Raw genomic sequence first — 18900 nt, forward strand, 5'->3', positions numbered from 1 at the left:
CTGGTCTCTAACATTAGAAAATTTTTGATTGGGGGTTGTCATGGCGTTTACTCAGGGTGTCAGCGGTCTTAATGCAGCGTCCAGTCAGCTGGATACCATCGGCAACAACATTGCCAACTCACAGACCGTTGGCTTCAAGAAAAGCCGCACCGAGTTCGCGGACCTTTATGCCGGGGCAAAGGCAGGTCTTGGGGTGCAGGTCTCGGGTATTACTCAGGGGTTTTCTCAGGGCGCGCTTGAAACAACCGACCGCAGCCTTGATCTGGCCATCGACGGTGGTGGTTTTTTTCGCCTGACCGACGGTCAGCAGACAACCTATTCACGCAACGGCCAGTTTCAGATGGATGCCAATGGCTTTCTGGTCAACAACACCGGTGGCAAGCTGACCGGCTACCCGGTGGATGATCCGGCATCTGCCAATCCGGTGGTACTGGCCGGTGCGCAGCCGGTGGCGCTGAAGGTAGCCCAGGGGGATCTGGATGCCAACGCCACGACCAATGGCAGCATGACCTTTAATCTGAATTCGACCGATCCGGCAAAGGTGAATACCAACGGCAACGCGATCGCCTTCGATGCAGGCAATCCAAAAAGCTACAACTGGCAAACGTCACTGACGACCTATGACTCGCAGGGCAATGCCCAGCAGGCCAACCTGTACTTTGCCAAATCAGCCACTGAAAATAACAAGTGGAATGTACATGCACTTGTCAATGGCCAAGAGCTGGTTACCAATCCTGGTTACTATTCTGCAAACAGAACAGCAGGAAACAGTAATGCCAATCTCACTTCTACTGTGACTGATCAGTCGAATGCCGATTTTGGAAAAAACCTGGACGTATCCTTTGGTGCCAATCGTTCCTATACCGTAAGGGGCGAGCAGGGACAGATCCTTTCCAATGGAACACTGGGGAACAACAATCGAATCGATGTCGCTGGTTTAAACATTGCGGTCAATGGCACGCCAGGCAACGGAGATTCCTTTCGCTTTCAGGCGACAAATCAACTCGAATTTAATGAAAACGGAAAGTTGATCGGCGGGGCCAATCTGGCGCTTGCATTTAATCCGAACAATGGAGCCGCGAATGTCAATGCCAGTATCGATTTGTCCAGTGTCACCCAGAACAGCGGCAGCTTTGTGGTCAAGGCAGCCAATCAGGACGGCTACGCCGCGGGCAGCCTGACCGGCATCTCGATTGCCGATAACGGCGATGTGTTGGGGAACTACTCCAACAACCAGAGCCGTGCGCTGGGTCGTGTCGCCCTGGCAAGCTTTACCAATGAACAGGGTCTCAAGCCCGATGGTAACAACGGCTGGCTGGCCACCACCGGCTCCGGGCAGGAACTGCTGGGCAGCGCCGGTACCGGTCAGCTGGGCTCGCTGCTCTCCGGCACGCTTGAGAACTCCAACGTTGATCTGGCCTCGGAGCTTGTCACCATGATCGTGGCGCAGCGTAACTATCAGGCCAATTCGCAGACCATCAAGACGCAGGACCAGATTCTGCAGACCATGGTCAGCCTGCGTTAACGCACGTTCAACCATCATCGTCAGGGCGGCCGGCCTCGTGCCGGCTGTCTTGATACCTGGTGGGCGGCAGGTCACCTCTCACGAGGTTTCAGAGGCATCCTGTTTCTAACATTCGCCACTGCGATAGTCGTATCGCCATGGCGTCGGGTCTTTAATATTAGTTTTTTATTAATTAGAGGTCATCATGGCGTTTACACAGGGTGTCAGCGGTCTGAATGCCGCTTCCAGCCAGTTGGATACCATCGGCAACAACATTGCCAACTCACAGACCGTTGGCTTCAAGAAAAGCCGCACCGAATTTGCAGACCTCTATGCCGGGGCAAAAGCAGGTCTTGGGGTGCAGGTATCGGGCATTACTCAGGGGTTTTCTCAGGGCGCGCTTGAAACAACTGACCGCAGCCTTGATCTGGCCATCGACGGTGGTGGTTTTTTTCGCCTGACCGACGGTCAGCAGACAACCTATTCACGCAACGGCCAGTTTCAGATGGATGCCAATGGCTTTCTGGTCAACAACACCGGCAGCAAACTGACCGGCTATCCGGTGGATGATGCCATGTCTGCCAACCCGGTGGTGCTGGCCGGTGCACAGCCGGTTGCGCTACAGGTGGCTCAGGGCGATCTCGAGGCCAGCGCCACGACCAGTGCGGCGATGACATTCAACCTGGACTCTTCATCAAAAGCCATCAGAGACAACAACGGCCAGCCGGTGACCATCGATCCTGCCAGCCCGAAAACCTATAACTGGCAGACCTCCCTGACGATGTATGATTCCCAGGGCAATGATCATCAGCTCAACCTCTATTTTCAGAAAGGGGCTGATAACGGCTGGAGTATTGCCGGCTATTCAGGTGGCAACTATGTCACCGGCGGCTACGTCACCTTTGACACCAACGGCAAGATTCGACCCAACGGTGCCGGCGAGGCCGCACTTGCGGTCGATCTCGACCCGCGTAATGGGGCCGAACGAATTAACGCCTCTGTCGATATTTCCGGCGTGACCCAGAACAGCGGCAGCTTTGTGGTCAAGGCAGCCAACCAGGACGGCTACGCCGCGGGCAGTCTGACCGGCATCTCGATTGCCGATAACGGCGATGTGCTGGGGAACTACTCCAACAACCAGAGCCGTGCGTTGGGTCGTGTCGCCCTGGCAAGCTTTACCAACGAGCAGGGGCTCAGGCCGGATGGTAACAACGGCTGGCTGGCCACCACCGGCTCCGGGCAGGAACTGCTGGGTAGTGCTGGTACCGGTCAGCTGGGCTCGCTGCTTTCCGGCACACTTGAGAACTCCAACGTCGATCTGGCCTCGGAGCTTGTCACCATGATCGTGGCGCAGCGTAATTACCAGGCCAACGCGCAGACCATCAAGACGCAGGACCAGATTCTGCAGACCATGGTCAGCCTGCGTTAACCCCGCAAGGTAATAAAAACGGCCGGCTCGTAGCCGGTCGTTTGTTTGGTCCTTCCTTATTACAGCTTACGAAATACGACCTTTCTCGTGCCTTTCTTGTGCCTTTGAGAAGACGCCTTTGCGTGTTTACTAGGCGTCACAAAGAGCAGGCCTTCGGTTACACCCAAACGCCGGCCGCGATACTTCCTCAAGCTTTTCGGAGCGGGTCATGGACAGAATCATCTATACCGCCATGTCGGGCGCCAAACAGAGTCTGGAGCGGCAGTCTGCCGTTGCCAACAACATGGCCAACGTCTCGACCAGCGGTTTTCGTGCCGAACTCAGCGCTGCTCGTGCGGTGCCGGTCAACGGCGCAGGCTATGCCACGCGAGCCATTACGGCTGATTCCACGCCCGGTTCCGATTTCACACCGGGGTCTTTTACCACGACGGGGCGCACGCTGGATGTGGCCATCAATGGTGAGGGCTGGCTGGCGGTACAGGCCAACAACGGTGAAACGGCCTACACCCGCAATGGTGAGCTGCAGGTCGATGCCACCGGCATGCTGATGTCTCAGGGCCGGCCGGTGATGGGGGAGGATGGTCCCATCATCCTGCCGCTCAATGCCGAGGTTTCGATTGCCGGCGACGGTACCATTTCCGCCCGTGAAGCCGGGACTCAGGCCCAGGCTGAAGTTGGTCGGCTGATGCTTGCCAGTAACCCGGATGGCCGCATGGCGCGACGCGATGACGGTCTGTTTGGTGCCTGGAACGCGCAGGGTGGCCCCATGGCAGGGCTGCCACGCGATGAAAACATTCAGGTCATCAGCGGTACGCTCGAAGGCAGCAACGTCAATCCGACCGAAGCGATGGTGGCCATGATCGATACGGCGCGTCGCTTTGAGATGAACATGAAGGTGCTGACAACCGCTGATGAAAACGATCAGCGCGCCAACTCGCTGCTTTCAATGAATTGATGGTTCCGGGCCGCGAAGGCTCTGATCAGGCACATGAAGTCACTGGATCATGTCCGGTGAATGGAGAAAAAAATGATTAACGCGCTCTGGATTGCCAAAACCGGTCTTGATGCTCAGCAGACCAACATGGACGTCATTTCCAACAACCTGGCCAACGTTTCGACCAACGGCTTCAAGCGCTCGCGCGCGGTGTTCGAGGATCTGCTGTATCAAAACCTGCGTCAGCCGGGTTCGATGTCGTCGGTACAGACCAATCTGCCCTCCGGGCTTCAGATCGGTACCGGTGTAAGAGCCGTGGCCACCGAGCGTCTGCACACCCAGGGCAACCTGGAGCAGACCGGCAATACCAAGGATGTTGCGATTCGTGGCGATGGCTTCTTTGCCGTGCAGATGCCCGATGGCACCAATTCGTTCACCCGCGATGGGGCCTTCCAGGTCAATCAGGACGGCCAGCTGGTCACGGCCAACGGCTTTCCGATCGATCCGGGCATCGTGATTCCGGCCAACGCCCTGTCGGTATCAATCTCCAATGACGGTCTGGTCTCGGTCACTGTACCGGGCGCTGCGGCCAGCCAGCAGGTCGGCCAGCTGCAGCTGACCACCTTTATCAACCCGACCGGTCTGGAAAGCATCGGCGATAACCTCTATCTCGAAACCGATGCCTCGGGGCCGCGTAATGACAGCATTCCCGGCAACAACGGCGCCGGCACGATCTATCAGGGTTTCGTGGAGACCTCCAACGTCAACGTGGTAGAGGAGATGGTCAACATGATCGAGACGCAGCGTGCCTATGAAATCAACTCCAAGGCCGTGTCGACCGTCGATCAGATGCTGGGTCGTCTGACCCAGCTCTGACAGGGGATATTGATGCGTTCGTGCAGGGGTAACCGGGGATCAATGATGCGATACATGCGTTTGTGGAAGCTGTTTCTGGTTGCCTGCATGGCCATGATGATGGTGGCCTGCGCCCAGATTCCGCGGCAAAACGTGGTGGAAGGGCCGACGACGGCACCGCCTCAGCTCCCGCCGATGCCGGTGGCCAACGGCTCGATCTATCAGAGCAACTATACGAGGCCGCTGTTCGAGGATCGTCGCCCGCGCGGTGTGGGTGACATTCTGACCATCGTACTCAACGAAAATGTCAGCGCCACCAAAAGCTCGGCGGCCAATGCCAGCCGTACCGGAACGGCCACCCTGGGGATCGACGCGACGCCTCGTGTTATCGGTGGATTGCTGGATGGCCAGACGACCGGTCTTTCCGGCGCCAATACCTTCCAGGGGCAGGGCGGGGCGAACGCCTCCAATACCTTTACCGGCACCATCACGACGACGGTCATGAACGTGCTGCCCAACGGGAACCTGCAGGTGGCCGGCGAGAAGCGCATCGGTATCAATCAGGGCACCGAGTACATTCGTTTTTCCGGCACCGTCAACCCGCGCACGATCACCGGGCTCAACACCGTACCGTCGACTCAGGTCGCCGATGCCCGTCTTGAGTATTACGGCGACGGCTATATCAATGAAGCGCAGACGATGGGCTGGATGCAGCGCTTTTTCCTCAATATTTCACCGTTTTGATCGAGGAGCCTTACGATGATGGCAATGTTGAAATCTGTCTCTCTGCGCTGTGCGGCGCTGCTGTTGAGCGGTTGTGCGCTGATGGCGCTGACCTGTCAGGTTCAGGCTGCCCGGCTGGGCGACATTGCCACCTTTGAAGGCGTGCGCTCCAACCCGCTGGTCGGCTATGGCTTGGTGGTGGGTCTGGACAACACCGGTGACCAGACCATGCAGGCCCCCTTTACCGGACAGTCGGTCACCAACATGCTCTCCGAGCTCGGGGTCACGGTCCCGGCCGGTACCAACATGCAGCTTAAAAATGTTGCCGCCGTTATGGTCACCGCCGAGCTGCCGCCGTTTTCAAGCCCGGGGCAGAAACTGGATATCACCGTCTCCTCGGTCGGTAACGCCCGCAGTCTGCGCGGCGGTACCCTGCTCATGACCCCGCTCAAGGGCGCCGACGGCCAGATCTATGCGCTGGGACAGGGCAATATGGTCATTCCGGGCATCAGTGCTCAGGCAGCCGGCAGCAGCGTTCAGGTCAACCAGACGTCGTCCGGGCGTATTCCGGGCGGGGCGACCATCGAGCGTACGGTGCCGGTCCAGATGGCCGAGCAGGGGCGTATCAATCTGGAGCTCAAGGATGCCGATTTCAACACGGCCCTTCGCACCATGAACGCCATCAACAATGCCATGGGCCAGGGCGTTGCGGTTGCCCAGAATTCTCGAGTGATTTCGCTGGCAGCACCGATGGACAGCGCCTCCCAGGTCTCTTTCATGGCGCGCATACAAAACATTGACGTCGATCCGGGCGTAGTCACGCCGAAGGTCATCATGAACGCGCGCACAGGGTCGGTGGCGATGAATACGCGTGTCACGCTCAATCGCGCCGCCATCGCCCATGGCAATCTCTCGATTACGATCGATTCCAACCCCATTATCAGCCAACCGAATGCGCTGTCGGGCGGGCAAACTGCGGTGGTACCCAATGCCGATATCAACGTGCAGGAAGAGTCCGGGGCGCTGAGCATTGTCAGCGGCGAAGCAGATCTGAGTCAGGTGGTGGATGCCCTGAACCGTCTGGGGGCAACACCCAACGACCTGATGGCCATTCTTCAGGCGCTGAAATCGGCCGGTGCGCTCAATGCGGATCTGGAGATCATCTAATGGCGATGGACAGTCGGGGAAGTTTTGCACTCGATGTACAGGGGCTTTCGAAGCTCAAGTACAGCGCGCGTGACAATCCTCAGGAGAGTCTCAAGGAAACCACGCAGCAGTTTGAAGCGCTGTTTCTGCAAAAGATGCTGAAAAGCATGCGCGATGCCATGCCCAAAAGCGATCTGCTCAAAAGCGACAGCATGGACACCTACACCAAGATGCTGGATCAGCAGTGGGCGCAGAATCTCTCCGAGCAGGGGATCGGTCTGTCCGACATGATGATCAAGCAGCTGTCGAAAGACAGCGGCGGTGATGATGCCGGTAGTGTCGATCCGCTGGAAACGCTGCGGGCGCAGTCGCGCAATATTCCCTCAGCGATGGCCATGCCACTGAGCGAGGAGCAGTCAAGGCGCAATGCAGGTCTTGAGGCGAGCAGCAACGTTGTCAAACCGGCTGAACAAAAGCGCGGGCCGCTGATCGAGGGTTACGCCTCGCTGGATGGCGGGCTCCAGGCGCGTGTTGATCATCAAAAAATGATGGCCGACGTTGCACCGCACGTCTCCTCGTTTGTCACGAAAATGGGCTCTGCCGCGCGCGCTGTCAGCGAGCGCACCGGCATACCGCACCAGTTGATTCTGGCGCAGGCCGCCCTTGAAACCGGCTGGGGCGCCAAGGAAATTCGCACCAGCGATGGCAAGGCCAGTCACAACCTTTTCAACATCAAGGCCACCGGTGGCTGGCAGGGCGATCGGGCAAGCGTCATGACCACCGAGTTTGAAGCGGGCAAGGCGCAAAAGGAGCGCGCTGCCTTTCGCGTCTACGACTCCTATGAGGCTGCGTTTTCTGACTATGCACGGCTTTTGACCGAGAATCCGCGCTATCAGCCGGTGCTTGATGCGCGAACGCCCGAAGCCGCGGCGCACGCCCTGCAAAAATGTGGCTATGCGACCGACCCGCGCTACGGTGAAAAGCTGGTGTCCATCATGTCGCAGATGCCGGGTGATGCGCCCGGTGTTTCCCGATCGTTGTATGCCTCACGTACCCAGTCAGGTCAGGAAAGCGATACCTCGGCGGTGGCACAGCGACGAGCTGCCATGGCCTATGCCGTTGAAAACGAAGCCAGCAGAATCTTTTGATCCATCGGTGTCATGACAGCAGGGCACAATGTTCTAAAAGTTTCCGGCCATCGGCCGATAGTACATGACAGATAACACCCTTAAGGGCGCGTGCGAGGAAACACCATGTCCGGTTCATTGATGGGGTCAGCGCTGAGCGGGTTGCGAGCAGCCCAGATTGGTCTGAATACCACAAGCAATAACATTGCAAACGTTAATACCGAAGGCTACAACCGCCAGATTACCGGGCTTGCCGAATCAAAAGGCACCAGTGCCGGTGGCCTCTTTTCCGGCAGTGGCGTGAGTGTGACCGGCGTGCAGCGCCAGTATGAACAATATCTCAGCACCCAGCTCAACGAAGCCAACAGCGAGCTGGGCGCCAGCAAGTCGCATCTGGCCCAGATGTCACAGATCGATAATCTGCTGGGCGACGGCGATGCCGGCCTCAACAAACAGATGCAGTCCTTTTTCAAGGGCGCGCAGACCATGGCCGACAGTCCGGCAGATACGTCAGCGCGCCAGGCCATGCTCGGCAATGCCGAAAGCATGACCGCTCAGTTTCGCGCCACCGACAGCTATCTGAAAAACATGTCGGACAACACCGTGGCCCAGATGGGCGGTGCCGTCGATGAAATCAACAGCTATTCAAAACAGATTGCCACGCTCAACGTCCAGATTACCCAGACCCAGTCCAAAACCGGCACGCCGCCCAACGACATGCTGGACCAGCGTGATCTGCTGGTATCGAAAATGAGCAAACTGACCGGTGTGTCCGTGGTGGATCAGGACGGTCAATACATGGTGTCGCTGCCCACCGGCCAGCCGCTGGTAGCCGGCAAGCAGGTACAGTCCTTGCAGATGATGGCCTCCGAGGACGACCCGACCCGTCAGGTGGTGGCGCTCAAGACCAGCGATGGCAATCTGTTTGAGCTTGATGAAAGCAGACTGACCGGCGGCACCCTGGGTGGGCTGGTACAGTTTCGCAGTCAGTCGCTGGAGCCGACCCAGCAACGAGTGGATCAGATCGCCCACGCGCTGGCCACCAGCATCAACGATCTACAGACCAACGGTTTCGATCTCGATGGCGACGCCGGCAAGGCGCTTTTTACGGCCAACACCCCGACCGTGGTGGCCAGCAGTGCCAACAGCGGCGGCGGCGTGCCTTCGGTGTCGTTTAGTGATGATGTGACAAAAGTGGCCGCCGGCAACTACAAGCTGACCGTTAACAGCAATGAGACCAGCGGCTATTCGCTGACGCGTCTGGGCAGCGGACAGGCGGTCAATGCCGCAGACGCGGGTCTGGAAATCAATCTCCCGCAGGGTCTGGCCAACGGCGATAGCTTCGTCATCAAGCCGCTGAACAACGCCGCCGGGCAGTTGAGCGTCAGCAGCGACATGACGCCGGAAGGCATCGCGGCCCGGGGCAGTCTGAGTGAGGGCGTACGCGGCAACAGCAATGCGCTGGCCATGGCCGGTGTTCAAAATGAGAAGCTGATCAACGGGAGCACCAGCCTGAACACGGCCTACGCCTCGATGGTCAGCGATGTGGGTAACAAAACGGCCACGCTCAAAAGCAGCAACGAAGCCCAGACCCAGATTTCCCAGGAGATCAAGAGCGCGCAGCAGTCGGTGTCGGGGGTCAATATCGATGAAGAGGCCGCCAACATGCTCAAGTATCAACAGCTTTACAGTGCCAGCGCACAGATGATCAAGGCCTCTTCGGAGATGTTCAACACGCTGATCGGCATCATGCGTTAAGGAGTATCAATAATGCGTATCAGTACTTCAATGATGTTCGAGCGTAGTCAAAACGCCATGCAGAGTCGCCAGAGCGACCTGTCAAAGGTGGGGGAGCAGATGGCCAGCGGCAAGCGTGTCGTGTCGCCCTCGGATGACCCGCGCGCCGCGTCACAGGCGCTGGTTGTCAAGCAGGATCAGGCCATTCAGGAGCAGTACAGCAATAGCCGGACCACGGCCACCAATACGCTGTCTCTGCAGGAAAACACGCTGGGCAGCATGTCCGACCTTTTGACCAGTGCCAAGGGGCTGGTTATCAAGGGCGGCAACGGCACCTATACCGACAGTGATCGCGCCTCGGTGGCGACCGAACTCGAAGGGCTCTACAACCAGATGCTGGGACTGGCCAATAGCCGGGACAGCAGCGGTCAGTACATGTTTTCGGGCTCGAAAGGAGATGTAAAGCCCTTTGAAACCGGCGAAAACGGCATGGTCGAGACCTATGCCGGCGACGCGCAGCCGTTGAACCTGCAGGTGGATGCCTCACGCAGCATGAACGTCAACGCGGCAGGGTCGGACGTTTTCAAGGTGCCTGCTAAAGGTGGCGATGCCGAAAGCGATCTCTTCAAGGTGTTCGAAGGTGCCATTGCGGCGCTGAGAACACCGCAGACATCGGAGAATCAGGACGAGCTGCGGGCCACGCTGGATCAGACCAACCGTCAGATCGACCGGGGCAGCGACAACGTTTTGAGCGTGCGCTCATCGATCGGCAGCAAGCTCAACGAGCTGGACGTGCTGGATGATATCGGCATGACGCGCACCATCAGCAACACGAACACCCTTTCCGATCTGCAGGATCTGGATTACGCCGAGGCCATCTCCCGCTATACGCTGGGACAGATCGGGCTGGAGGCGTCACAGAAGATGTTCATGCAGACGCAGCAGACCTCGCTTTTCAGTCTGATCCGCTAACGATCGAAGTAACGCCTCATCAAAAGCCCCCATGTCGATTGCGACATGGGGGCTTTTCTGTCATGTCCGGAGCGAGCGTTGGCATGCGGTATCAACGCTTGCCTGCCGGCGCCCTGAAGAGGGCTCGCTATCGGTTGGTCAGGAGAACAGCTCCGTGACGCTGACCATCTGATTGAGGGCACTTTCAAACATGCGCTGAAAGACCGTACCCAGCTCGGGGGTCATGAAGGTGAGGAGCGTAACGCCGGTGGTCAGGGTAATGGGAAAGCCCACCGAGAAGACCGAGAACTGGGGTGAGGCCCGGTTGAGGATGCCCATCGATATATTGATGATCAAAAGCGCTGTCAGTACGGGCAGTGCCATCAAAAAGCCTGCCGAAAAGATGAAGCTTCCCCAGCGTGCGATGGCCTCGAAACCGGCCGGTTCAAGCCCTTCCCGACCAATGGGCAGGCGCGTAAAGGTTTCGATGAGCAGTCGAATCATGATGGTATGGCCGTTGAGTGCCATGAACATCAAAATGGCAATCATGTTGAGAAAGCGCGCCAGTACCGTGGTGGTTCCCTGGGCTTCGGGAGAATAGAACGAGGCAAAGGAGAGGCCCATCTGCAAAGCGATGTAGTCACCGGCCGCCTGAATGGCGGCAAATACCAGCCGCATGACCAGTCCAAGCGCCGCGCCGATGATGAACTGCTGGATGATGACCATGATGCCCGCCCAGGAGGCCGGGGGGATCGCCGGCATGGGAGGCAGTACGGGCGCCACGATGATGGTCAGAGCGAAGGCAAGCCCGACCTTGGCGGTTCGGGGAATCGAGGTTTCGCCAAAGATGGGGGCGACACCAATGAAGGCCAGAATTCTGACAAAGGGCCAGAGAAAGGCCGTCAGCCAGCCGTCCAGCTGGGCGGAAGTAATCTCCAGCAAGGGAGGGCCCTCTAACCGATCATGCCGGGAATGTTATTGAAAAGCTCCCGGGTAAAGTCGGACAGCGTGCCCAGCATCCAGGACCCGCCGATGATCAGCGTCGTAAAAACCGCCAGAATCTTCGGTATGAAGGAAAGCGTCATTTCATTGATCTGGGTGGCCGCCTGGAAAAGGCTGACCAGCAGACCGACCGTCAGCGCCACCAGCAGCAGCGGGGCGGCAATCAACAGTGTCAGCATCATGCCGCGATAGGCCAGACTCATTACCATTTCCGGTGTCATGAAGCCACTCCTTGAAGTCGAGACAATGCGGGGTTGGTACCCCGGGAATATCCAGCCGCCGCCGGCATGGCTACATATAGAAACTCTGCGCCAGCGACCCCATCAAAAGCCCCCAGCCATCGACCAGTACAAACAGCATCAGCTTGAAGGGCAGCGAAACGATGGCCGGCGGCACCATCATCATACCCAGTGCCATCAAAACGCTTGCCACGACCAGATCGACGATCAAAAACGGAATGAAAATCGTGAATCCGATCTGAAAGGCGGTTTTTAATTCACTGGTCACAAAGGATGGCAGCAGCAAACGCATGGGGACATCTTCCGGGCCGTCCATGGCGGGCATGTTGGCAATGCCGGCAAACATGGCAATGTCGCTTTCACGCGTTTGATGCAGCATGAACTCTCTTAGCGGCTGGCTGCCGATTTCGATGGCTTGCGGCATCCCGATATTGCCCTCTGACAGCGGCTGCCATGCCGTTTCATAAATCTGCTCAAACACCGGTGACATGACAAAAAAGGTCAAAAACAGCGCCAGACCGACCAGCACCTGATTGGGCGGCGAAGACTGAGTACCCAGCGCGCTGCGCAAAAGCCCCAGCACAATGATGATGCGCGTAAAGCCGGTCATCATCAAAAGCGCGGCCGGCAAAAAGGCCATCGAGCTCAAAAGCACCAGCGTCTCGACGGAAAGACTCCAGGACTGACCGCCGCCGTCCATGGGCTGGCTGGTCATGGCCGGGAATTCGGCCGAAGCGTGGACCGGCAGTGACACAAGACATGCCAGCAACAGCAAAAACATCGGCAGGCAGTGTCGGGTCCGGTGAGGCAGACGGAGCAGGGCACAATGGGTCATGGGCGCCTATCAAAGCGCTGTGACAGCGCACGCTTGAAGCTTTCGGAAAAGGAAGGGCGAGAAGAGGCCGTTTGATCGACGGGTGACCCGGTAGTGTTGAGCGGGTCCCGGGATTTTGCCGGCATCTCGTGAAGTCGATTGATGCTATTGGGTGTGACGCCCAGAACCAGCCAGGTCTCTTCTACCTCAACGACCACCACGCGCTCGCGGGCGCCAACGCTTTGGCTGGCCACAATGCGAAGCGACTGACCCTGTAGGCGTCGCCCCGGCCCCAGGCGTTTCATGAGCGCCCCCAGTCCCCAGATCAACAGCAGTACCAGCGCCAGACCCAGCGCCGTCTTGCCCAGACTCGCCACACCCAGGCCGCTGTCCTGGGCCAGGGAGGCGGGCGAGGAGGTCGCTGGCGTCACGCCGACATGGGTACTGCCGACATGGTGGGCGCTGTTAAGCGCTTCGGCATCAAGCGGGCCATCGGCGAAAGGCCGTGCGTGTTTCAAGGGGGCGGAGGCCGTTGCCTCGCGCGTGTTGCTGTCGGTCATGGGATGACTCATATCGTTTCATTCAGTGGACACGACTTAGCACGAGCGAGGCATGCATTCAACGATTAAGCTTATGAATGCGTTCAGAGGGCGTAATAATATCGGTAATACGGATACCGTATTTGTCCTCCACAACCACGACCTCACCCTGAGCAATCAGGTAGCCATTGATCAGGATGTTCATGGGCTCACCGGCCAGACCGTCAAGCTCCACGACCGATCCCTTGGCCAGATCCAGCAGCTCACGAATGGTCATGCGGGTCCGGCCAAGTTCGACCGACAGCGTGACCGGAATCTCCATGATGACATCAAGCTCGCGAGACTGACCGTGAGCGTCGGTGCCCGACAATGGCCGAAAGATCCGGTCGCTGGCGGATTCTGCCGTGGCAGCTGCAGCCGCGGGGGCCGGCACTTCGAGTTCGTGTTCCGGTGTTTCACCGGTTTCGGCGAAGGCCGCGCCCCAGTCGATGTCGTCCTCGTCGGTGCCAGCTCCCTGCTCCTGCATGGCACTGGCCCAGTCATCGGGCATCTCGTCGATCTTGTCGTTGGGTGAATCCGGATTTTTGGGATCAGTCATGATGCGTATTCCTGTGGGCATCGATGGGACGATGGTCGATCAATCTTTTGACGCGCAGACCCTTCTGGCCATTGAGACTGCCGTAATCGCAGGCCATGACCGGTACACCGTCGACGCGCACGTTGATGTCCTGAGGCAGATCGATGGGCAGCACATCACCCACCGACAGCTTCGAGATCTTGCTCAGGGTGGTCTCGATCGTTGTAAAGTCCGCGACCAGATCCACGCTCGAGGATTTCACCTCACCGGCAAGACGCTGCATCCTTTCGCGATCTTCTTCCGGGTCGTTGCGCTGCAGCGGTCCGGAAAGCGTTTCGCGAATGGGTTCAATCATCGAGTAGGGCATGCAGATGTGAAAATCACTGCCAAAGGCGCCTACCTCGACGTGAAAGGTGGTATTGACCACCAGTTCATTGGCGCTGTTGGTGATGTTGGTGAATTTCACCTGCATCTCAGAGCGCTGGTACTCAAGCTCTACCGGATAGATGGACTGCCAGCCCTCGGCGTAGCTGTCCAGCGTCAGGTTCAAAAGACGCTGGATGATCCGCTGCTCTGTATGCGTAAACTCCCGACCTTCCGACTTGGTCAGGAATCGACCATCACCGCCAAAAAGGCTGTCCACCACCAGAAAGACCAGGTTGGGTGGAAACACGATCAGCGCGTTGCCCTTGAGCGGCTTGATGGCAATCATGTTGATATTGGCCGGTACCGGCAGATTGCGCGTGAAGTCGCTGTATTTCTGAATCTTGACCGGGCCGACCGTAATGTCTGCCGTGCGTCGGATCAGGTTGAACAGCGCCATGCGAAAGCGACGGCCAAAGCGCTCGTGAATGATATCGAGCGACTGCAGCCGGCCGCGTACCACACGCTGCTGGTTGGCTGGATCGAAAGGGCGAATACGCTTGGTGCCAACGTCCCCGGAACGCGTCTCTTCTTCCTCGCCACTCACCCCTTTGAGTAGCGCGTCGATCTCTTCCTGGGACAGCATGTCATCTGCCATGGGGGCCTACTGAACGATGAAATCGGTGAAGAGGGCATCGCTTACCGCGACGCTGCTTGTATCGCCATTGAAGGGCTGCTCAAAGGCGCCAATCAATGCTTGTGCCAGAGCCTGTTTGCCGGCCGGCGTGGTCAGTTGATCGCCCTGCTGGCCGGTCAATACCATCAGGATGCGGTTGCGCACCTCGGGCATCTGCTCTCTGAGCGTGCTGGCCGCGGCTTCACCGTCTGCCTTGAGGGTGATGCCGATGTAGAGAATGCGGCCACTGCCATCGTTGAGGTTCACGGTAAACGGCTTGAGCTCGACAAAGACCGGCACGGGTGCCGGCGCACTTTGTACGCTCTCGTGTGTTGTTTCGGCCGGGGTGTCTCCCTTGAGGAAAAACCAGGCACCGGCGGCACACGCCATGCCTACCAGAATGACCAGCAGCGCGACGATGACCCAGAGAAGTTTTTTACTGCCGGCCTTGGCCGGAGGCGTTGCGGTAGAAGTAGTCATGGCGTCAGATCAATCCATCCGGGTTGAGAACACTTGTTCGTTAATCCGTAACATCATGTGTCATGGCGTGTTCGGGTTGATGCCATGGTACGGATTGGCGCGACAAACGATGGATCAAATAGCGCGCTCTCATACGGTTATCTCAACGTTTTGACATTCGATGGGCCTCTGATCAAAACAGCAGGGCCGCGCTGGTAGCGTCCAGAGCGGCCCTGAAGAGCATTACGTTTTGGTGGTGCAGGGATAATCAGGCAAAAAGATCGATGCCGCCGTTGAGCGAGCGTCCCGGCAGGGCGCTGATCGAAATCACATCGTTGTCGGCATCAGTGTCGAGGCCGGCAACACTACCCGAGCCATTACGGCCGGCGAGCGCGCCGGGCGTTCGTTCCTGCTGCTGCTGGAAGCCGCCCTGCTGAAAGCTGCCCTGATCACTGACCGAGGCCTGCCCCAGTTCAATGCCATTGGCACTGAAGGCCTCACGAAGCTGCGGCAGGGCAGCTTCGACCGCCGCACGTACCTGGGCGTGATGTGACGCAATATGCAGCTGCGCGCTCTGCTCACCCATTTTCAACGAAATGGACAGCGGGCCCAGCTCGAGCGGGTTCATGTTCAGACGTGCTTCACCGCCACCGCGCATGCTGAGATTGATGGTCTGGCGTTCGAGCGCCGTACTCCACTGGTCGCTGTCCATGGCGGGCAGCGTGGCTGTTGTCACCGCCTGGGCGGCGCTGGGTGCCATCGAGCCGGTGCCGGTCTGTCCCGTCAGGGCAGACAGCGTGTTCATCGGGCTGTCGCTGGGAGCGGAAGCCGCTGTATGAGCGCCCGGCAGCGTGTCACCACCCGTTCGGAAAAGCGGGCCTTCACGCTGCTGAAGGATCTCGCCGAAAAGACGGCTGCTGTCGCGCGGCTGAAGTCCTTCACCGGAGAAGCGCTCGCCCGTTCTGGATTGAAGGGCATCGCCGGAGAAGCGCTCGCCCGTTCTGGACTGGAGGGCATCGCCGGAGAAGCGTTCGCCCGGCCTGGACTGAAGGGCTTCGCCGGAAAGACGTTCATTTCGTGTCGGCTGTAGAAGCTCGCCAAAAAGACGATCATTTTTGCCGCCATCCTTGTCATGCGCCTTCAATGCCCCTGCTGCATCATCCGAGGCTGCGGCATCGCGACCGCGCAGCCCCTGCTCCAGCATGGCACTTCGAGCAGGCAGGGCGCCTTCACGTCCGGCAGGCGCCTTTTGTGCCGTTGCTGGCTGCATCAAAAAGCCGGTGTCCATCAGGGCGTACAAAGGGCTCTTGTCGTCTGTCTGCTCGCTGTCGGTCAGACGCCTGCTCTTGTCACCGGGCGCCTCGGCTCTGGCATCGACACGGCTGGCCGCCTGCTTTTCCGCACCGGCCAGCCTGCTGCCGACACGTTCAGTGCCCAGTGGTTCAAGCATCTGGCGGCCATCCGCCAGTGCGGCAATTCTGGCCTGGCGTGCGTCACCCGATGTCTGATCCGTCAGTGTGCGATCGCTGATTCGCTGTGACGTCGCTTCGTCACGCCGGTCACGGTTTTCCAGCCGGTTTCCCTGAAGCTGTTCCAGCGTGCTGGACAGTGTCTGACGAGTGTTGCCGACCTGCATCTGCGCGGGACGACGACCCTCAGCAACGCTTTCACGGCCATCTCCTTTCAGAGGACGGCCTTTCTCATCAGAGCCTGTGTCATCAGCACGAGCCTGTTGCCGAGAGGGCGGCTGCGTGCGTGCATCGGCGGTGGCTGTTGAATCTGCGTTATCGTTGTGGCGCGCTTTTGTATCGTTTAAAAGCGCGCCGAAGCCGTTGTCACCCTCACTGCCTTTGGTGTTGGCGCTGGTAGAACCCTGAGAGGTAATCTGAGCGTTGATTGGCGTCAGCATGCGTCATGTTTCCTGACAGAAAAAACGTGGTTAGAACCCACCCAGCGCAGAGGTTGCCCGACTGGCATACTCATCACTCTGGCGCTGTTCGAGCTTGTTCATGCGGTGCTGCGCTTCCTGCTGGCGTCGGCTGATCAAAACGTCATAGGAGTTCACACGCTTTTGCTGCTGCTGCCAGTTCGTCATGCCGCGGGTAATGCGTCCCTGATGCTGATCGACCTGCTGGCGCTGGTGCTCGATGGCGCGATCGAGCGATGACAAAAAGCGCTGATAGTTCTGAATGGAGGCCATGGTCAGGCCACGCTGCATCGCCTGTTCGAAGCGGCGCAGGTAGTCATTGCGATAATCACTCAACATCTCGAGCTGCGTGTGGCTTTGCTGATGCGCCGAGCGCAGCTGGCCCAACAGTTTGGCCGCGGCGTCTCGATCGCCTTCAGCCAGCTCGATCAACATTTCAAGTGATGAATGATTGGACATGGTCCCCTCGGTATCGGTGGCAGTCAGCCAAATGGCCGTCTGTTGGTCGGTGTCCTGAGCGCTATGAAGTCAAAAGCGATTTGAGCCCTTCTACTGAATGCTCGACATCGGCGCGTTCACTCATGCGCTGCTGCAGGAAGGCTTCCAGTGCCGGATAGAGCCTGATGGCTTCATCCAGCAGTCGATCGCTGCCTGCGGCGTAGGCCCCCACGCTGATCAGATCGCGGTTGCGCTGATAGCGTGACAACATCTGCTTAAAGTATTTGATGCACTCGAAATGTGGTTCGTCGATAAGCGCTGTCATTGCACGGCTTATCGATGCTTCGATATCGATGGCCGGATAGTGGCCGGCTTCGGCAAGCTTTCGGGACAAAACGATATGGCCATCGAGAATGGCGCGCGCCGCATCGGCGATCGGATCCTGCTGGTCATCACCTTCGGTCAGTACGGTATAAAATCCGGTGATCGAGCCCTTGCCCGGTGCATCGTTACCGGCACGTTCGACCAGCGCAGGCAGCTTGGCAAAGACCGAGGGCGGATAGCCCTTGGTGGCCGGCGGTTCGCCGATGGCAAGGGCAATTTCACGCTGGGCCATGGCGTAGCGCGTCAGAGAGTCCATGATCAGCAGCACGTTCTTGCCGCGATCACGAAATTCCTCGGCCAGGCGGGTGGCGTAGGCTGCGCCCTGCAGGCGCAAAAGAGGTGACATGTCGGCCGGCGCGGCGACCACCACGGCGCGACGCTGTCCTTCGGCACCCAGAATGTTTTCGATGAAGTCCTTGACCTCACGACCACGCTCCCCGATCAACCCCACCACGATGACATCGGCCTGGGTGTAGCGGGCCATCATGCCCAGCAAAACGCTTTTGCCCACGCCGGAGCCGGCAAAAAGGCCGAGGCGCTGGCCGCGACCCACCGTGAGCAGAGCGTTGATGGCGCGCACCCCCACGTCGAGCACTTCCTCAATGGGAGCACGCTGCAGCGGATTGAGCATGGGCGCATTGAGCGAGACATTATCCGGCTCGACCAGCGGGCCACGGCCATCCAGTACCCGGCCACGGGCATCCACCACGCGCCCGAGCAGGGCATCGCCTACCGGCAGCTGCTTGCTCTGGGACTGACTGGCGCCCGGCCGCGGGTTGGCGGGCCAGACGAGCGCGCCGGGCACCAGACCGCTGGTTTCAACCAGCGGCATCAAAAAGAGTCGGTCGCCGTTGAAGCCGACCACTTCGGCTTCGGCTTCTCCCTGACCGTCGGCCAGCTCGACCATGCAGCTACAGCCCAGCGGCAGACGCAGGCCGACCGCTTCCAGTACCAGCCCCGTGGCGCGCGTCAGCCGGCCACGTTCACGATTGGCCGGCAGCTTCTGTACGCGGCGGGTGGCCGTTTCCAGCGTGCGTTTCCACTGATTGAGCATGGCGTCACTGTTTACTGACATG

The 18900-nt window shown here is 58.8% G+C and carries 19 protein-coding genes; 9 read left to right on the forward strand and 10 right to left on the reverse strand.

The genetic code is table 11. The annotated features are described in order from the left end of the window. Window positions 1-40 precede the first annotated feature (40 nt). The 9 genes from flgE (ACS92L_RS04000) to flgL all read left to right on the forward strand — a co-directional run bounded on the left by flgE (ACS92L_RS04000) (window position 41) and on the right by flgL (window position 10427). On the forward strand, window positions 41-1525 hold the full coding sequence (gene flgE / locus ACS92L_RS04000) for a flagellar hook protein FlgE (RefSeq protein ID WP_438767231.1): 1485 nt from the start codon (window positions 41-43) through the stop codon (window positions 1523-1525). A gap of 184 nt (window positions 1526-1709) precedes the next feature. Beyond that, window positions 1710-2933, forward strand: coding sequence for a flagellar hook protein FlgE (flgE, locus tag ACS92L_RS04005; RefSeq protein WP_438767232.1), 1224 nt, complete (start codon window positions 1710-1712; stop codon window positions 2931-2933). A gap of 208 nt (window positions 2934-3141) precedes the next feature. Next, on the forward strand, window positions 3142-3888 hold the full coding sequence (gene flgF, locus ACS92L_RS04010; protein ID WP_438767233.1) for a flagellar basal-body rod protein FlgF: 747 nt from the start codon (window positions 3142-3144) through the stop codon (window positions 3886-3888). Window positions 3889-3960: 72 nt separating this feature from the next. Next, window positions 3961-4743: a flagellar basal-body rod protein FlgG gene (gene flgG / locus ACS92L_RS04015; RefSeq protein WP_438767234.1), complete on the forward strand. Its 783-nt coding sequence runs from the start codon at window positions 3961-3963 to the stop codon at window positions 4741-4743. Window positions 4744-4797: 54 nt separating this feature from the next. Further along, a complete protein-coding gene (locus ACS92L_RS04020; protein WP_438767235.1) occupies window positions 4798-5466 on the forward strand; it encodes a flagellar basal body L-ring protein FlgH in 669 nt (222 codons plus the stop codon). Between the two features lie 15 nt (window positions 5467-5481). Further along, complete coding sequence (locus ACS92L_RS04025) at window positions 5482-6612, forward strand: flagellar basal body P-ring protein FlgI (RefSeq protein ID WP_438767236.1); 1131 nt, start codon at window positions 5482-5484, stop codon at window positions 6610-6612. Continuing rightward, window positions 6612-7739 (forward strand): flagellar assembly peptidoglycan hydrolase FlgJ, encoded by a 1128-nt coding sequence (gene flgJ / locus ACS92L_RS04030; RefSeq protein WP_438767237.1) that lies wholly within the window; start codon window positions 6612-6614, stop codon window positions 7737-7739. Before ACS92L_RS04025 ends, flgJ begins: the two co-directional genes overlap by 1 nt. 105 nt (window positions 7740-7844) lie before the next feature. Then, entirely contained in the window at window positions 7845-9476 is a 1632-nt protein-coding gene (gene flgK, locus ACS92L_RS04035; RefSeq protein ID WP_438767238.1) for a flagellar hook-associated protein FlgK, read from the forward strand. Window positions 9477-9488: 12 nt separating this feature from the next. After that, window positions 9489-10427: a flagellar hook-associated protein FlgL gene (flgL, locus tag ACS92L_RS04040; RefSeq protein ID WP_438767239.1), complete on the forward strand. Its 939-nt coding sequence runs from the start codon at window positions 9489-9491 to the stop codon at window positions 10425-10427. Window positions 10428-10565: 138 nt separating this feature from the next. Here the strand turns inward: flgL and fliR are convergent, their stop codons facing one another. The 10 genes from fliR to fliI all read right to left on the reverse strand — a co-directional run bounded on the left by fliR (window position 10566) and on the right by fliI (window position 18899). Next, on the reverse strand, window positions 10566-11348 hold the full coding sequence (fliR, locus tag ACS92L_RS04045; protein WP_438767240.1) for a flagellar biosynthetic protein FliR: 783 nt from the start codon (window positions 11346-11348) through the stop codon (window positions 10566-10568). A gap of 11 nt (window positions 11349-11359) precedes the next feature. Continuing rightward, entirely contained in the window at window positions 11360-11629 is a 270-nt protein-coding gene (gene fliQ / locus ACS92L_RS04050; protein ID WP_115853248.1) for a flagellar biosynthesis protein FliQ, read from the reverse strand. Between the two features lie 70 nt (window positions 11630-11699). Then, window positions 11700-12482 (reverse strand): flagellar type III secretion system pore protein FliP, encoded by a 783-nt coding sequence (gene fliP / locus ACS92L_RS04055; RefSeq protein ID WP_438767241.1) that lies wholly within the window; start codon window positions 12480-12482, stop codon window positions 11700-11702. Continuing rightward, window positions 12479-13033: a flagellar biosynthetic protein FliO gene (gene fliO, locus ACS92L_RS04060; RefSeq protein ID WP_438767243.1), complete on the reverse strand. Its 555-nt coding sequence runs from the start codon at window positions 13031-13033 to the stop codon at window positions 12479-12481. Before fliO ends, fliP begins: the two co-directional genes overlap by 4 nt. 46 nt (window positions 13034-13079) lie before the next feature. After that, window positions 13080-13598 (reverse strand): flagellar motor switch protein FliN, encoded by a 519-nt coding sequence (gene fliN, locus ACS92L_RS04065; RefSeq protein ID WP_438767244.1) that lies wholly within the window; start codon window positions 13596-13598, stop codon window positions 13080-13082. Further along, complete coding sequence (fliM, locus tag ACS92L_RS04070; RefSeq protein ID WP_438767245.1) at window positions 13591-14598, reverse strand: flagellar motor switch protein FliM; 1008 nt, start codon at window positions 14596-14598, stop codon at window positions 13591-13593. Before fliM ends, fliN begins: the two co-directional genes overlap by 8 nt. Window positions 14599-14604: 6 nt before the next feature. Then, a complete protein-coding gene (gene fliL, locus ACS92L_RS04075) occupies window positions 14605-15096 on the reverse strand; it encodes a flagellar basal body-associated protein FliL (protein WP_438767246.1) in 492 nt (163 codons plus the stop codon). A gap of 247 nt (window positions 15097-15343) precedes the next feature. Further along, on the reverse strand, window positions 15344-16984 hold the full coding sequence (locus ACS92L_RS04080) for a flagellar hook-length control protein FliK (protein WP_438767247.1): 1641 nt from the start codon (window positions 16982-16984) through the stop codon (window positions 15344-15346). Between the two features lie 30 nt (window positions 16985-17014). Beyond that, complete coding sequence (fliJ, locus tag ACS92L_RS04085) at window positions 17015-17461, reverse strand: flagellar export protein FliJ (protein WP_438767248.1); 447 nt, start codon at window positions 17459-17461, stop codon at window positions 17015-17017. Window positions 17462-17522: 61 nt separating this feature from the next. Next, on the reverse strand, window positions 17523-18899 hold the full coding sequence (gene fliI, locus ACS92L_RS04090) for a flagellar protein export ATPase FliI (protein ID WP_438767249.1): 1377 nt from the start codon (window positions 18897-18899) through the stop codon (window positions 17523-17525). Window position 18900 lies beyond the last annotated feature (1 nt).

The organism is Kushneria halocnemicola (assembly GCF_965650455.1).
Taxonomy (GTDB): domain Bacteria; phylum Pseudomonadota; class Gammaproteobacteria; order Pseudomonadales; family Halomonadaceae; genus Kushneria.

What these genes read in the sequence shown, in the direction of transcription:
- ACS92L_RS04025 (WP_438767236.1), top strand. Translation starts at nt 5,482, where the DNA reads ATGATGGCAATGTTGAAATCTGTCTCTCTGCGCTGTGCGGCGCTGCTG.
- flgJ (WP_438767237.1), top strand. Translation starts at nt 6,612, where the DNA reads ATGGCGATGGACAGTCGGGGAAGTTTTGCACTCGATGTACAGGGGCTT.
- ACS92L_RS04020 (WP_438767235.1), top strand. Translation starts at nt 4,798, where the DNA reads ATGCGTTTGTGGAAGCTGTTTCTGGTTGCCTGCATGGCCATGATGATG.
- ACS92L_RS04080 (WP_438767247.1), bottom strand. Translation starts at nt 16,984, where the DNA reads ATGCTGACGCCAATCAACGCTCAGATTACCTCTCAGGGTTCTACCAGC.
- fliI (WP_438767249.1), bottom strand. Translation starts at nt 18,899, where the DNA reads ATGTCAGTAAACAGTGACGCCATGCTCAATCAGTGGAAACGCACGCTG.
- fliQ (WP_115853248.1), bottom strand. Translation starts at nt 11,629, where the DNA reads ATGACACCGGAAATGGTAATGAGTCTGGCCTATCGCGGCATGATGCTG.
- flgE (WP_438767231.1), top strand. Translation starts at nt 41, where the DNA reads ATGGCGTTTACTCAGGGTGTCAGCGGTCTTAATGCAGCGTCCAGTCAG.
- flgE (WP_438767232.1), top strand. Translation starts at nt 1,710, where the DNA reads ATGGCGTTTACACAGGGTGTCAGCGGTCTGAATGCCGCTTCCAGCCAG.
- fliP (WP_438767241.1), bottom strand. Translation starts at nt 12,482, where the DNA reads ATGACCCATTGTGCCCTGCTCCGTCTGCCTCACCGGACCCGACACTGC.
- fliJ (WP_438767248.1), bottom strand. Translation starts at nt 17,461, where the DNA reads ATGTCCAATCATTCATCACTTGAAATGTTGATCGAGCTGGCTGAAGGC.
- fliL (WP_438767246.1), bottom strand. Translation starts at nt 15,096, where the DNA reads ATGACTACTTCTACCGCAACGCCTCCGGCCAAGGCCGGCAGTAAAAAA.
- flgL (WP_438767239.1), top strand. Translation starts at nt 9,489, where the DNA reads ATGCGTATCAGTACTTCAATGATGTTCGAGCGTAGTCAAAACGCCATG.
- fliM (WP_438767245.1), bottom strand. Translation starts at nt 14,598, where the DNA reads ATGGCAGATGACATGCTGTCCCAGGAAGAGATCGACGCGCTACTCAAA.
- fliN (WP_438767244.1), bottom strand. Translation starts at nt 13,598, where the DNA reads ATGACTGATCCCAAAAATCCGGATTCACCCAACGACAAGATCGACGAG.
- flgG (WP_438767234.1), top strand. Translation starts at nt 3,961, where the DNA reads ATGATTAACGCGCTCTGGATTGCCAAAACCGGTCTTGATGCTCAGCAG.
- flgK (WP_438767238.1), top strand. Translation starts at nt 7,845, where the DNA reads ATGTCCGGTTCATTGATGGGGTCAGCGCTGAGCGGGTTGCGAGCAGCC.
- fliO (WP_438767243.1), bottom strand. Translation starts at nt 13,033, where the DNA reads ATGAGTCATCCCATGACCGACAGCAACACGCGCGAGGCAACGGCCTCC.
- flgF (WP_438767233.1), top strand. Translation starts at nt 3,142, where the DNA reads ATGGACAGAATCATCTATACCGCCATGTCGGGCGCCAAACAGAGTCTG.